The sequence below is a fragment of the Halorhabdus tiamatea SARL4B genome, from assembly GCF_000470655.1.
GTDB classification, from domain to species: Archaea; Halobacteriota; Halobacteria; order Halobacteriales; family Haloarculaceae; genus Halorhabdus; species Halorhabdus tiamatea.
The window spans coordinates 573980-586640 of sequence record NC_021921.1 but is presented as its reverse complement, the minus strand read 5'-3'; the positions used below and the strand labels follow the sequence as shown (position 1 = coordinate 586640).

At 63.8% G+C, this 12661-nt stretch carries 15 protein-coding genes; 12 read left to right on the top strand and 3 right to left on the bottom strand.

Features of this window, described 5'->3' with window-relative positions:
• Position 1: 1 nt before the first annotated feature.
• The 4 genes from HTIA_RS03045 (at position 2) to HTIA_RS03030 (ending at position 3954) form a co-directional block, all read left to right on the top strand.
• On the top strand, positions 2 to 697 hold the full coding sequence (locus HTIA_RS03045; RefSeq protein ID WP_008527931.1) for an NADH-quinone oxidoreductase subunit B: 696 nt from the start codon (positions 2 to 4) through the stop codon (positions 695 to 697).
• Entirely contained in the window at positions 694 to 2361 is a 1668-nt protein-coding gene (locus tag HTIA_RS03040; protein ID WP_008527932.1) for an NADH-quinone oxidoreductase subunit D, read from the top strand. Before HTIA_RS03045 ends, HTIA_RS03040 begins: the two co-directional genes overlap by 4 nt.
• The gene (locus HTIA_RS03035; protein WP_008527933.1) at positions 2361 to 3428 is read left to right on the top strand and encodes a complex I subunit 1/NuoH family protein; all 1068 of its coding nucleotides are present in this window, start codon (positions 2361 to 2363) and stop codon (positions 3426 to 3428) included. The genes HTIA_RS03040 and HTIA_RS03035 overlap by 1 nt, the downstream gene beginning before the upstream one ends.
• A gap of 64 nt (positions 3429 to 3492) precedes the next feature.
• Positions 3493 to 3954, top strand: coding sequence for a NuoI/complex I 23 kDa subunit family protein (locus HTIA_RS03030; RefSeq protein WP_008527934.1), 462 nt, complete (start codon positions 3493 to 3495; stop codon positions 3952 to 3954).
• Between the two features lie 339 nt (positions 3955 to 4293).
• Here HTIA_RS03030 and HTIA_RS03025 read toward each other — a convergent pair whose 3' ends face one another.
• The 3 genes from HTIA_RS03025 to HTIA_RS03015 all read right to left on the bottom strand — a co-directional run bounded on the left by HTIA_RS03025 (position 4294) and on the right by HTIA_RS03015 (position 5540).
• Entirely contained in the window at positions 4294 to 4722 is a 429-nt protein-coding gene (locus tag HTIA_RS03025) for a type II toxin-antitoxin system VapC family toxin (RefSeq protein ID WP_008527935.1), read from the bottom strand.
• Positions 4722 to 4991, bottom strand: a complete 270-nt coding sequence (locus HTIA_RS03020; RefSeq protein WP_021029382.1) for an AbrB/MazE/SpoVT family DNA-binding domain-containing protein — start codon at positions 4989 to 4991, stop codon at positions 4722 to 4724. The genes HTIA_RS03025 and HTIA_RS03020 overlap by 1 nt, the downstream gene beginning before the upstream one ends.
• A gap of 63 nt (positions 4992 to 5054) precedes the next feature.
• Complete coding sequence (locus tag HTIA_RS03015; protein ID WP_008527937.1) at positions 5055 to 5540, bottom strand: DUF456 domain-containing protein; 486 nt, start codon at positions 5538 to 5540, stop codon at positions 5055 to 5057.
• Positions 5541 to 5779: 239 nt separating this feature from the next.
• Here HTIA_RS03015 and HTIA_RS03010 point away from each other — a divergent pair, with 239 nt between their 5' ends.
• From HTIA_RS03010 to HTIA_RS02975, 8 genes are all read left to right on the top strand, one after another.
• The gene (locus HTIA_RS03010) at positions 5780 to 6052 is read left to right on the top strand and encodes an NADH-quinone oxidoreductase subunit J (RefSeq protein ID WP_008527938.1); all 273 of its coding nucleotides are present in this window, start codon (positions 5780 to 5782) and stop codon (positions 6050 to 6052) included.
• On the top strand, positions 6049 to 6369 hold the full coding sequence (locus HTIA_RS03005; RefSeq protein ID WP_008527940.1) for a hypothetical protein: 321 nt from the start codon (positions 6049 to 6051) through the stop codon (positions 6367 to 6369). Before HTIA_RS03010 ends, HTIA_RS03005 begins: the two co-directional genes overlap by 4 nt.
• Positions 6369 to 6671: an NADH-quinone oxidoreductase subunit NuoK gene (gene nuoK, locus HTIA_RS03000; RefSeq protein WP_008527942.1), complete on the top strand. Its 303-nt coding sequence runs from the start codon at positions 6369 to 6371 to the stop codon at positions 6669 to 6671. The genes HTIA_RS03005 and nuoK overlap by 1 nt, the downstream gene beginning before the upstream one ends.
• 1 nt (position 6672) lies before the next feature.
• A complete protein-coding gene (gene nuoL, locus HTIA_RS02995) occupies positions 6673 to 8691 on the top strand; it encodes an NADH-quinone oxidoreductase subunit L (protein ID WP_008527945.1) in 2019 nt (672 codons plus the stop codon).
• Positions 8691 to 10223 carry a complex I subunit 4 family protein gene (locus HTIA_RS02990; protein ID WP_008527947.1) on the top strand — a complete coding sequence of 511 codons (1533 nt, stop codon included), beginning with the start codon at positions 8691 to 8693 and terminating at the stop codon, positions 10221 to 10223. Before nuoL ends, HTIA_RS02990 begins: the two co-directional genes overlap by 1 nt.
• On the top strand, positions 10223 to 11713 hold the full coding sequence (locus tag HTIA_RS02985) for an NADH-quinone oxidoreductase subunit N (protein ID WP_008527948.1): 1491 nt from the start codon (positions 10223 to 10225) through the stop codon (positions 11711 to 11713). Before HTIA_RS02990 ends, HTIA_RS02985 begins: the two co-directional genes overlap by 1 nt.
• A gap of 144 nt (positions 11714 to 11857) precedes the next feature.
• On the top strand, positions 11858 to 12151 hold the full coding sequence (locus HTIA_RS02980) for a UPF0175 family protein (protein ID WP_008527949.1): 294 nt from the start codon (positions 11858 to 11860) through the stop codon (positions 12149 to 12151).
• The gene (locus tag HTIA_RS02975) at positions 12151 to 12639 is read left to right on the top strand and encodes a hypothetical protein (RefSeq protein ID WP_008527950.1); all 489 of its coding nucleotides are present in this window, start codon (positions 12151 to 12153) and stop codon (positions 12637 to 12639) included. Before HTIA_RS02980 ends, HTIA_RS02975 begins: the two co-directional genes overlap by 1 nt.
• The last annotated feature ends 22 nt before the right edge of the window (positions 12640 to 12661 follow it).

Genomic DNA, 12661 nt, shown 5'->3' with positions numbered 1-12661 from the left:
CATGAGTCAGAACACACAACCGACAGAGAGCACCGGCACGAAATCCACACGCGAGGCCCGGATGGGCGAGGGCGTCGACGACCGGTTCAACTCCCGGCTGCGTGAGGCGCTGGGCTCGACGCCGTTCATCCTCACGAAGTTCGACCAGTTCATGAACTGGGCCCGGGGCTCGTCGATGTTCATGCTCCAGTTCGGGATCGCCTGTTGCTCGATCGAGATGATGCACACCTACTCGGTGAAACACGACCTCGATCGCTTCCACGCCGGCGTTCCCCGTGCCTCGCCACGGCAGGCGGACGTGATGATCGTCCCCGGGACCATCGTCTCGAAGTTCGCCCCCCGGATGAAGCGCGTCTACGATCAGGTCCCGGAGCCGAAGTTCACCATCGGGATGGGGTCGTGTACGATCTCCGGCGGCCCCTTCCAGGAGGGGTACAACGTCGTCAAAGGGGCCGAAGAGGTCATCCCGATCGACATCCAGATCCCGGGGTGCCCGCCCCGGCCCGAGGCGCTGATCTACGGCGTCGCCAAACTCCAGGAGCGCATCGCCAACGGCGAGTCCTCGCCTGTGGTCGTCAAGCCCTACGAACTCGAGGAGTTCGGCGAGCTCGAACAGGACGAAATCGTCGAGAAACTCGCCGACCAGATCGACGAGGACGATCTCGTCATGCGGTACAACTGGGCTGATTCGCCATGAGCTTACAACAAGAACGTGACGTCGGCGTGACCGAGGACGGACTGGACTACGACGCACTCGCCGACTTGCTCGGTGAGCACGTCCTCGACCGCGAGGAGCACGTCAACGCCGAGGGGTTCGTGATTCGGCCGGACGAGGTCGAAGACGTCCTCTCGACGCTGAAAGACCGAGCGGGCTTCGATCACCTCTCGGCGGTCACCGCCCAGGAGTACGACGACCGCTACGAGTCGATCTACCACCTCAAGAAGTACGACGACCCGACACAGGAACTGTCGATCGTGGTCCCCACCAGCTCCGACGAGCCGGTGAGTCAGTCGGGCGCATCGGTGTTCGACACCGCCGACTGGCACGAACGGGAAGCCTACGACCTCGTCGGTATCGAGTACGACGAGCACCCGGATCTGCGGCGCATTCTCTTGCCCGAGACGTGGCAAGGTCATCCACTCTCGAATGGCTACAACCAGACTCAGCCGCAGGTCGTCCCCCTTCGTGAGCACGCCAATCCGCTCCAGGAGGACAAACAGAGCCCGCAAGACCCCGACACGATGTTCGTCAACATCGGGCCACATCACCCGGCGACTCACGGGGTTCTCCACGTCAAGACAGTGCTCGACGGCGAGCAGATCGTCGACATCGACCCGGACATCGGGTATCTCCACCGCAGCGAAGAGCAGATGTGCGAGCAGGGTACTTATCGCCACCAGATCATGCCCTACCCCGACCGGTGGGACTACACCCCCGGCGGGTTGCTCAACGAGTGGGCCTACGCCCGTGCCGCCGAGGACTTGGCGGATATCGACGTTCCGGAGTACGCGCAGGTCCTCCGGACGATGGGCGCGGAACTCACGCGGATCGCAGCCCACATGCTCGCGGTCGGGACCTTCGGGCTGGATCTATACGGTGACTTCACGGTCATCTTCATGTACGCCATTCGGGACCGGGAAGTCGTCCAGAACCTGCTCGAGGACCTCACTGGCCAGCGGCTCATGTTCAACTACTTCCGGCTCGGCGGGGTCGCCTGGGACTTGCCCGAACCCCGTGAGGAGTACCTCGAGAAGGTCCGGGAGTTCACCGAGGAGGTGCCCGAGCGACTCGAGGAGTACCACGACCTCATCTCCGGCAACGAGATCTTCCAGATGCGAACGATCGACACCGGTGTCCTCCCACCGGAGGTCGCCAAGTCCTACGGCGCGACCGGCCCCGTCGCCCGCGGATCGGGCGTCGATTACGACCTTCGACGGGACGATCCCTACGGTTACTACGACGAACTCGACTGGGACGTCGTGACCGAAGACGGGATGGACAACTACGCCAGGCTGCTCGTTCGCCTCCGGGAGGTCGAGGAGTCCGCGAAGATCGTCCGCCAGTGCGCCGATATCCTCGAGGACTGGCCCGAGGACGACCGGGAGATCCAGTCGAACGTCCCTCGGACGCTCAAGCCCGAACCCGACAAGGAGATCTACCGGGCGGTCGAGGGCGCGAAGGGCGAACTCGGGATCTACATCCGCAGCGACGGCACGGACAAGCCCGCGCGGTTCAAGATCCGGAGTCCGTGTTTCTCGAACCTTCAGACGCTGCCGGTGATGTCCGAGGGCGAGTACATCCCTGATATGGTGGCCTCGCTGGGCAGTCTCGACATCGTGCTCGGGGAGGTGGATCGGTGATGTACCTCCAGGCGACGACGCTGACCGATACCATCGTCGATCTGCTCGGTTCGGTCGGGCTGGACGCGGCGAACCCGCTCGTGGTCTTTCTGGCCGGACTACTCGCGGCGGCGGTCGTCGCGGTCATCGTCCTGCTCAATGCGGCACTTGCGGGCCCGTGGGCGAAACGGAAGATCACGGCGGCGTTCACCGACCGGATCGCGGTCAATCGCGTCGGACCGATGGGGATCGGGACGATCGTCGTCGACTCCGTTCGGCTCCTCTCGAAGGAGCTGATCATCCCCGAAAAAGCCGATCGACCGGCCTACGACCTCGCGCCGCTCATTCTCGCGTCTTCCGCACTCATCGGGTTCGCCGTGATCCCGATGGGTAACGGCATTCAGGTTGCTGACCCCGAGATCGGGCTGGCGTACGTCTTCGCCGTCTCGTCGATCGCGTCGCTCGGCCTGTTGATGGCGGGGTACGCCTCGAACAACAAGTACTCGTTCCTCGGTGGGCTGCGCGCGGTCGCCCAGAACCTCGCCTACGAGATCCCGCTCGTGTTGACCGGTGCGTCGGTCGTGCTCTTTGCGGGCTCGTTGCGACTCAGCGAGATCGTCGCCGCCCAGCAGGGGGTGTTCCTCCAGCTCGGGCCGGTCGCGATTCCGAACTGGTTCGCGTTCATCAACCCCTTCGCGTTCGCGCTGTTCATGATCGCGAACCTGGCAGAGGTCGGCCGCAACCCCTTCGACATTCCCGAAGCGCCGACCGAACTCGTCGCGGGCTACCAGACCGAGTACTCGAGTGTCTACTTCGTCCTGTTTTACCTCGGGGAGTTCATCCACATCTTCCTCGGTGGGGCGATCATCGCGACGCTGTTCCTCGGTGGCCCAGCTGGCCCCTTCCTGCCGGGAATCGTCTGGTTCCTCATCAAGATCTGGGGCGTGTTCCTGTTCACCCAGTGGGCACGTTCGGCAGTCCCCCGCGTCCGGATCGACCAGTTGATCGAGATCGGCTGGAAAGTCCTGCTCGTGCTCGCGCTGGTGAATCTTCTCGTGACGGCGGCAGTCGTCGGGGTGATGGCCTGATGGTGTCCCGTCCGATGGCCGGCGCGCGTCCGATTCCCGACCCACAACTCAGAGGTGACTCCACATGATCGGCATCCTCAAAGGTATGGCAACGACGATGAAACACGCCCTCGACGGCAAGACGTTCACCGTCGAGTACCCCGAGACCGCACCCGAGGTCAGCCCGCGGTTCCGGGGCGTCCACAAGTACAGCCAGGAGCGCTGCATCTGGTGTCGACAGTGTGAGAACGTCTGTCCGAACGACACCATCCAGATCGTTCAGGACGACCAGCGCAACGGCGAACAGTACAACCTCCACGTCGGCCAGTGTATCTACTGTCGGCTCTGTGAGGAGGTCTGTCCGACCGATGCCATCGTGCTGACCCAGAACTTCGAGTTCGTCGGCGATACGAAAGACGACCTCGCCTACAACAAGGAGGAACTCAAGAACGTCCCATGGTACAAGGATATCGACCCGCTGGAGTCCCGGGAGCCGGACCGTGGCAGTTGGGTCGGCGAAGGCGAAGGCGAAGTCGACTACCAGTAGAGAAACGTACGCGGCCGGAGGCCGCGTTTCGCGGGACCGAGCGAAGCGAGGTCCCGGTGTTTTTGGTCCAGCTTTTTCGAGGAGGGGTCGCGAGCGGAGCGAGCGACCCGCCGCAGTAAAAAGGTGGAGGATCGTCGACCCACTGGAGTCGCGGGAACCCGATCGGGGGAGTTGGGTCGGGGAAGGCGAAGGCGAAGTCGATTATCAGTAGAAGCATACGCGGTCGAAGGCCGCGTTTCGCGGGACCGAGCGAAGCGAGGTCCCGATTTTTCGCCCACGTTTTTGCCGCGAGAGGTTCGCGCTCTGTGCGAACCCGAGCGGGAAAAAGGTGGTGGGCGATCACTCGAACGGGTCGTCCGCTGTTTCCAGCCGCGTGATGTGCTCGATAGCGTCGAAATCGTCGTCGAACGAGTACAGGTATTCGATCCCCGCTCGGTGCATGTACGCGGCAATCGTCGCATCACCGAACGACAGTCCTGTGTGAGTTTCGAACAGCTTGATAGCGTTGGTAAAGTCCTTTTGTGCAGCGTGGAGCACCTCGAATCCAGCTGACTGATTCAAACGTCTGTACGTCTCCACGGCCTTTTCATGACGTTTCCGGGACTGTATCCAGTTCTGTGTTTCAAGCGCAACGTAGTTTGTCACCCGGCCGGTTGGGAGGTCGCCATGATCCATGTCACGAACGATCTCCATGGCAACGTCGTGGTGTTCGTCGTCAGCGTCTGCCATCCCGACGAGAACACCCGTATCGACAACTGCGACTGCCATCAGCTCGTCTCCGACAGTGCGGGATCGTCTTCGTGACCGGCAATGTCGTGCGATTCGGACCCGCCTCCACCCATTGGTATCGGCTCGAAATCGTCGAAAGCGCCGTAGCGCTGTTTTAGGACTTCGACCGAAAGCGTTCCCTCTTCGTCGGTCTCCCACCGGAGTTTGTCGCCCGGTTCGATGTCGAGGCGCCGGCGAAGCTCCGCGGGGATCGTGACCATCCCCCGGTCGCTGACCGTCGTTTCCATGGGAGCCTCGTCAGTTGCCATACGCGATGTTACAGGCTCTCTCGCCATACATGTTGCGCCCCATGTGCGTGTCTTCCCGCGCCCTCAGACGACGAGAACGACGAGAAACGCCACCAGCATCGACAGCGTCAGAACGAACTGCATCACGCTCGAGCCGAGCGTGCCGACCAGGGCGTAGCCGGCGGCCTTGAGACTCTCGTCCCGCGCTCGCCCCCGGTAGAGTTCGAGGGCGAAGACGGTGGCCGTGATGCCGAGGAGGATGCCGACCGGGCCGAGCACAAAGAAGAGCGCGAACCCGACGAGCGCGCCGGCGACGCTACTGAGCGTCGAGGCACCACCGGCTTTCGCGGCGATCGCGCCCGCCAGGTAGTCGACGGCGACCACGAGTACCCCGACGGTGAGGAACCCAGCGAGGACGATCGGTCCGGGCGTGGCGTAGCCCGTACTCCACCAGTAGACCACGATCCCGCCGATCGAGAGCAGGCCCGCGGGGACCATCGGCACGAAACTCCCGAGGACGCCGCCGACCAGCAACGCCAGGGCGAGGAGGACGAACACGGTGATCTCCATGGCCTACCGTCGATGCTTGTTTTGAAGTTCGCTCCGGTATAGTAATCGCTCTCGGAGAGACGCCCCTGTGTCCTGAGGTTTTCCGCAAAATAGACAGTCGTGTCGAAACGTTGTCCAGTCTACACCGCCTGATTTCCGGCGGGCGACGGACCAGTGGTGGCGATACCGGTTGGAATTGCCGGAATCTTTGAACGATAAGGTAATCTTCAAAGGGCGTGCGGGCGCATTGGGGTAGTAGCATGGGAGTACTCGAACTGATCGCTTTTGGGCTGTTCGCACTGACGACAGTCGGTGCCAGCCTGGGCGTCGTGGTGGTACGTGACGTCTGGCACGCGGCGCTGTTGCTCGGCGTGGCCTTGCTCAGCGTCGCCGTCCACTACGTCATGGTCCAGGCACCGTTCGTCGCCGCAATGCAAATTCTGGTGTACGTCGGCGGCGTCCTCATCCTGATTAGCTTCGCCGTCATGTTGACGCGTCGAAGTGATCCGGGCTCTGGCGGGGTGACACAGTGAGCCGACCACGTCTCGCGACGGACCTGCGGGCGAGCCACGGCGTAGCTGCGATCGCGCTGTTTGGTGTCCTCGCCGCGGTGTTTGTCACTGCCGACTTTCCCGAACCGACCGGCTTCGAGTCGGGCCTCAGCGTCATGGACGGGATCGGTTACGCGCTGTTCGACATGGCCGGCCAGTCCGGACTCGTCACCGAGGGCTTTCTGGTGTCGTTCGTCCTGATCGCCGTCGTCCTCGATGCGGCACTGGACGGGGCAATCTTGCTTGCCCGTGACGAAGACGGGTCTGTGCTCTCGACGAACGACGGAGGTGCTGAGTGATGGTCGGTGTCTTCCCGTATCTCCTGCTGTCGGCGGCGATTTTCGCCATCGGCGTCTTCGGCGTGTTGACGCGCCGGAACGCCCTGCTCTTCCTCATGTCTGTCGAGTTGATGCTCAACGCAGCGAACGTCAACTTCGTCGCGTTCTCGCTGCACTACGGCAACCTGACGGGACAGGTGTTCGCACTGTTCGTGATGGCGCTGGCTGCCGCCGAGGTCGCGGTCGGCATCGGTATCATCCTCGTCCTGTATCGCAACTTCGGTGAGATCGACGTGACCGTCCCGACGACGATGCGGTGGTAACATGACAGGAATACTCGACTTCGCTCCGGCGATCGCACTGCTCCCGCTGGCCGCCTTCGTTCTCGTGTTGCTTGGCGGCAACTACCTGCCGAAACGCGGCGCGCTGGCCGGCATCGCCGCGCTGGCTGGCTCGCTCGTCCTCTCGGCCCTCTCGCTGGTGGCCGTGGCCAACGGCGACCCCTATCACGCGGAACTCTATACCTTCCTCACTGGCGATGGGGCGATCAGTCTCCACTTCGGCATTCTGATCGATCCGCTCTCGGCGCTGATGCTCACGCTCGTTTCGCTGATCGCCCTGCTGGTGTTCGTCTTCTCGCTCGGGTATATGAACGACGAGGGCGAGGGCGGCCTCCGGCGGTACTACGCCGAACTCTCGCTGTTCGCCTTCAGCATGCTCGCCTTTGTCTTCGCGGACAACCTCCTGATGGCGTTCATGTTCTTCGAACTCGTCGGGCTGTGTTCGTACCTGCTGATCGGCTTCTGGTTCCGTGAGCCGGGCCCGGCCAGCGCGGCGAAGAAGGCCTTCCTCGTGACCCGTTTCGGGGACTACTTCTTCCTCGTCGGGACCGTGGCGGTCCTCTCGATGTTCGGCACCGGGCTGTTCGTCGGCGAGGAGGGCTTCCCGGAACTGGCCCGCCAGGCCATCGAGTCCGGCCAGACGTTCTACGGCCTGGGCGCGGAGACGGCGATCACGCTCGCCGGCCTGCTGGTGCTGGGCGGCGTGATCGGCAAGTCCGCCCAGTTCCCCTTACACACGTGGCTCCCCGACGCGATGGAGGGTCCGACCCCCGTTTCGGCGCTCATCCACGCGGCGACGATGGTAGCCGCCGGTGTCTACCTCGTCGCGCGGATGTACGGCTTCTACCTGCTGAGTCCGACCGCGCTGGGCGTAATCGCCCTCGTCGGTGGCTTCACCGCCCTCTTTGCGGCCTCGATGGCGCTGGTCAAACAGGAACTCAAGCAGGTGCTCGCCTATTCGACGATCTCCCAGTACGGGTACATGATGCTCGCGCTGGGTGGCGGCGGGTACGTCGCTGCGGTCTTCCACCTCACCACCCACGCGATCTTCAAGGCGCTGCTGTTCCTCGGTGCCGGTTCAGTCATCATCGCGATGCACCACAACGAGAACATGTGGGACATGGGCGGCCTGAAGGAGAAGATGCCCGTGACTTACTACGCGTTCCTCTCGGGGTCGCTCGCGCTGGCGGGCATCTTCCCCTTCGCCGGCTTCTGGTCGAAGGACGAGGTGCTCTACGAGACGCTGATCCACGGGCTGGGCGGTTCGCCGCTCCTGCTCGCTGGCTACGCGATGGGGCTACTCGCCGTCGCGTTCACCGGCTTCTACACCTTCCGGATGGTCCTGTTGACCTTCCACGGCGACGCCCGGACTGAACAGGCCGAGGATCCCCACAGCGTCCGGTGGAACGTCAAACTGCCGCTGGCCGTCCTCGGAATCCTCGCGGCCGTCGGCGGTGTGATCAATCTCGCGCCGGTCGAGAAGGTCACTGGCGTTCACCTGACCTTCCTCCACGACTGGCTCGGGGGCGCTACGGAGTTACTCTCGGTCGAACACTACGAGACGCTGCTCCACGACTACGCTCACTACACGGCCGAGAACCCGCTGGGTGAGACCGGGACCGTCCTCGCCGGCGCGGCCGTCTCGCTCGGCCTCGCCCTGCTGGGTGCCGGGATCGCCTATCGACTCTACGCCGTGGCCGATCCCGAGGAACACACCGACCGGCTCGGCGGTCTCAAGACGCTGCTCATGAACAACTACTACCAGGACGAGTACCAGGTCTGGCTGGCCCGGGGCGTGACGGTACCGATCGCCCGCGCGGCCGACACATTCGATCAGAGCGTCGTCGACGGCATCGTCAACGCAACCAGTAGCGTGAGCCTGTTCGGCAGCGAGCGCGTCCGCCGGATCCAGTCCGGCGTCGTGACCAACTACGCGACGCTGGTCACGCTTGGTCTCGTTGCACTGCTAGTCGTCTTCGCACTGCTCGGGGGGTGGCTCTAATGCTACTCGAAGCCCTCCTCGTGAGCGTGCTGGTCGGTGCCGGCGTCGTCGCGCTGGCACCGAATCGCTACGCCGGCAAACTCGCCGCCGTCCTCAGCCTCGTGCCGCTCGGCGGGAGCCTCTACCTGTGGTCAGCCTTCGACGGCGCGAGCAACGCCCTGCTCGGGAACAATCCCGCCTTCGAGACTCAGCTCGCCTGGTTCGATCTGGGGCCCTACGCCCTCCAGTGGCACGTCGGCCTCGACGGCGTGAGTCTGCCGCTGCTCGTGCTGACGACGATTCTCACGACGGCTGCGATCGTCTCGGCCTGGACGCCGATCGACGAGCGCGAGTCGCAGTTCTACGCGCTGGTCCTGCTGCTTGAGGCGGGACTGCTGGGCGTCTTCGCGGCGCTCGATTTCTTCCTGTGGTTCGTCTTCTGGGAAGTCGTCCTGGTCCCGATGTACTTCCTGATCGGGATCTGGGGTGGCCCGCGCCGGAAGTACGCCGCGATCAAGTTCTTCGTCTACACCAACGTCGCGAGCCTGGTGATGTTCATCGGCTTCATCGCGCTGGTGTTCGGGCTGGGCGACAGTGTCGCCAGCCTCGACCTGCCGGCGGTTGCCCAGGCGCTCCAGGAGCCGGGTGCCCTGGACGGACTCGCCGGCCTGGGGCCGGAGGCGCTCAAGACGACGGCCTTCCTCGCGATGTTCGCCGGGTTCGCGGTCAAGGTTCCGATCGTCCCGGTACACACCTGGCTGCCGGACGCCCACGTCGAAGCGCCAACGCCGGTGTCGGTGCTGCTCGCGGGCGTGCTCCTGAAGATGGGGACCTACGCCCTGCTGCGGTTCAACTTCACAATGTTACCCGATGTCGCGGCGGCCAACGCGACGATCATCGGGATCTTCGCCGTGGTGAGCGTCATCTACGGCGCGATGCTCGCGCTCGCCCAGCGGGACTTAAAGCGGATCGTCGCGTACTCCTCCATCTCGTCGATGGGGTACGTCCTGCTCGGGTTGATCGCCTACACCGTCCACGGCGTGGGCGGGGCGACCTTCCAGATGATCAGCCACGGGTTCATCTCGGGGCTGATGTTCATGGTCGTCGGCGTGGTCTACAACCAGACGCACACCCGGATGGTCGGCGACATGTCCGGCCTGGCGGATCGACTGCCGGTGACTTCGGGAATCTTCGTCGCCGCGGCCTTCGGCTACATGGGCCTGCCGCTGATGAGCGGGTTCATCGGGGAGGCGCTGATCTTCATCGGCGCGTTCCCATCGAGCGTACTCCCGGGCGCGCCGGTGTTTACCGCGCTTGCCATGTTCGGGATCGTGATCGTCGCCGGCTACCTGCTGTGGGCGATGCAGCGCACGCTGTTCGGGCCGTTCGACCTCGCGACCGACTACGAACTCTCCCGCGCGCCGGTCCAGGACGTCGCGCCGTTGCTCGTCTTGCTTGCCGCGGTGATCGTCCTCGGGATCCACCCTGACCTGTTCTACGGGATGATCCAGGACGCGGTTGCGCCCATCGTCGAACTCGGAGGTGGTGTCTGATGGCAGCCATAGAACTTCCACAGTGGGCCGCGCTCGCACCCGCGCTGGTGCTCGGGCTGACAGCGCTGGTCCTGTTCATTATCGACAGCATCGAACCGGAACCCGACACGACGAACACCGGTCTCCTCACCGGCGTTGGACTGGCCGGCGCGCTCGCCGCGCTGGCGTTCAACGTCTGGTATCTGGCGGCCGGGACTGGTCAGCCAGCCGCGATCGAACTGTTCGGCGACCAGTTGCTCGTCGACGGGATGACGCTCGTCTTCGGGACGATCGTCGCCAGCGTCCTCGCACTGGTCGTCCTCGGGAGTTACGACTACTTCACCGACGTGCCCTACCGGGCGGAGTACTTCTCGCTGGTCTTTCTCGCAGCGACTGGGATGACGCTTTTGGGCGCGGTCAACAGCTTCGCGACGGCACTGCTCGCGCTGGAGCTGGCGAGTCTCCCCTCCTACGCGCTGGTGGCCTCGCTGAAGGACAACAAGGGCAGCGTCGAGGGCGGGCTGAAGTACTTCCTCGTCGGTGCGCTGTCCTCGGCGATCTTCGTCTACGGGATCAGCCTGGTCTACGTCGCGACGGGCCACCTCGCGTTCACCGAGGTCGCCGCGGCGGTGTCCGATGCCCCGGCCGGCATTCTGGGCGTCGGCGTCGTGATGGTCGCCGGCGGCGTCGCCTTCAAGACCGCGAGCGTCCCCTTCCACTTCTGGGCACCCGAGGCCTACGAGGGCGCGCCGACGCCGATCTCGGCGTTCCTCTCCTCGGCGTCGAAGGCCGCTGGATTCGTGCTCGCCTTCCGGCTCTTCACGACGGCGTTCCCCCATGACCTGATCAGCGGCACCATCGACTGGCTGCTCCTCTTTCAGATCCTGGCGGTCGCCACGATGGTGCTGGGGAACTTCGCCGCTGCGACCCAGAACAATGTCAAGCGGATGCTCGCCTATTCGTCGATCGGCCACGCCGGGTACGTCCTGATCGCGCTCGCGGCACTGACCGGTCACGGTGACGACAGCCTGGTGCTCGGGGCCGGCATGCTCCACCTGCTGGTCTACGGGTTCATGAACACCGGCGCGTTCCTGTTCGTCGGCCTCGCGGAGTACTGGGACGTCGGCCGGACGTTCGAGGACTACAACGGGCTGGCACGGGAAGCGCCGGTCGCCGCCGTGGCGATGACCGTCTTCCTGTTCAGCCTCGCCGGCCTCCCCGTCGGGGCGGGCTTCCTCTCGAAGTACGTCCTCTTCGGCGCGGCCGTCGGCGCGGGCCTGTGGTGGCTGGCTGCGGTCGGTGCGATCGCCAGTGCCCTGAGCCTGTTCTACTATTCGCGGGTCGTCAAGGCGCTGTGGTTCGAGGAGCCGACCCAGGACTTCGAGATCGAATCCTACCCGATCGGGCTGTACACCGCCATCATCGTCGCGGCGGTCGTGACGGTGTTGCTCCTTCCGGCCTTCGGGTTCGCGAGCGAGGAAGCGATCGCTGCCGCCGGCGCGCTGGTGTAGCACGCCATCTGTTCTCTGGCTGACTGTCTGGCTCTTGTTCGGACATCTCCCCCCAACTCTCGGAGGCTCCCGTCTCGACATGAGCCGTCGTCTACCCGATGTCCGTTACGATTATATCGTATCGTAACGTATGTTTTTGTAACGATGAAGACCGTCACGACGCGTATTCCCGAAGACGACGAGGAGTTGCTCGCAGAACTTGAGGCGGAACTGACCGCCGACAGATCGGAGGTGCTTCGGCGGCTCATCAGGGACGGACTCGACGAGTGGCGACGGGAGAAAGCACTCGACGGACTACGAAACCACGAGTTGACGATCCGTCGGGCGGCTGAAATTGCGGACGTCCCGTACGTCGAAATGGTGACCCTCGCCGCCGAAGAGGGGATCGACGTGGGCTATTCGACCGATGACCTCGAACGAGACCTCGGGAGAATCTGATGGTCGTTGTCGATTCTTCCGCTCTGATTCCGCTCTCGTGGGTTGGGAGACTCGGCCTCGTCGAGACGACCTTCGAGACAGTCCGGACGACAGACGCAGTGAGAGACGAGGTACTTGTCGAGGGAAAACCCGGGACGGCATCGCTTCAGCATTTTCTCAAAGGGGTCGAAGTCGTCGAGACACCGCCCCAATCCGAGGAGGTGGCGACGCTCGAAGGGATCGCTGTCGCGGACGCCTCGGTGATACTGATGGCTGCAGACGACGAGGCGATCCTTCTTGGGAACGATATGGCGCTGATCGAGGTGGCCAGGAGTCACGGCGTCGAGTGCTGGTGGGTGACAACGTTGTTGCTCCACGGTGCGAAATCGGGGGCGCTGTCCGCCACAGAAGCGGTCGATATCCTGTACGATCTCGTCGACGCAGGGATGAACCTCGATCCGAACGTCTACGCGCAGGTCCAGCGGAAATTACAGGAACTTGGTGATTGAACGAGACATGATCGGTCCTGTA

Excerpts from the sequence above, each read along its gene's own strand:
- HTIA_RS03045 (WP_008527931.1), top strand. The coding sequence starts at position 2 with ATGAGTCAGAACACACAACCGACAGAGAGCACCGGCACGAAATCCACA.
- HTIA_RS03040 (WP_008527932.1), top strand. The coding sequence starts at position 694 with ATGAGCTTACAACAAGAACGTGACGTCGGCGTGACCGAGGACGGACTG.
- HTIA_RS03035 (WP_008527933.1), top strand. The coding sequence starts at position 2,361 with ATGTACCTCCAGGCGACGACGCTGACCGATACCATCGTCGATCTGCTC.
- HTIA_RS03030 (WP_008527934.1), top strand. The coding sequence starts at position 3,493 with ATGATCGGCATCCTCAAAGGTATGGCAACGACGATGAAACACGCCCTC.
- HTIA_RS03025 (WP_008527935.1), bottom strand. The coding sequence starts at position 4,722 with ATGGCAGTCGCAGTTGTCGATACGGGTGTTCTCGTCGGGATGGCAGAC.
- HTIA_RS03020 (WP_021029382.1), bottom strand. The coding sequence starts at position 4,991 with ATGGCAACTGACGAGGCTCCCATGGAAACGACGGTCAGCGACCGGGGG.
- HTIA_RS03015 (WP_008527937.1), bottom strand. The coding sequence starts at position 5,540 with ATGGAGATCACCGTGTTCGTCCTCCTCGCCCTGGCGTTGCTGGTCGGC.
- HTIA_RS03010 (WP_008527938.1), top strand. The coding sequence starts at position 5,780 with ATGGGAGTACTCGAACTGATCGCTTTTGGGCTGTTCGCACTGACGACA.
- nuoK (WP_008527942.1), top strand. The coding sequence starts at position 6,369 with ATGGTCGGTGTCTTCCCGTATCTCCTGCTGTCGGCGGCGATTTTCGCC.
- nuoL (WP_008527945.1), top strand. The coding sequence starts at position 6,673 with ATGACAGGAATACTCGACTTCGCTCCGGCGATCGCACTGCTCCCGCTG.
- HTIA_RS02990 (WP_008527947.1), top strand. The coding sequence starts at position 8,691 with ATGCTACTCGAAGCCCTCCTCGTGAGCGTGCTGGTCGGTGCCGGCGTC.
- HTIA_RS02985 (WP_008527948.1), top strand. The coding sequence starts at position 10,223 with ATGGCAGCCATAGAACTTCCACAGTGGGCCGCGCTCGCACCCGCGCTG.
- HTIA_RS02980 (WP_008527949.1), top strand. The coding sequence starts at position 11,858 with ATGAAGACCGTCACGACGCGTATTCCCGAAGACGACGAGGAGTTGCTC.
- HTIA_RS02975 (WP_008527950.1), top strand. The coding sequence starts at position 12,151 with ATGGTCGTTGTCGATTCTTCCGCTCTGATTCCGCTCTCGTGGGTTGGG.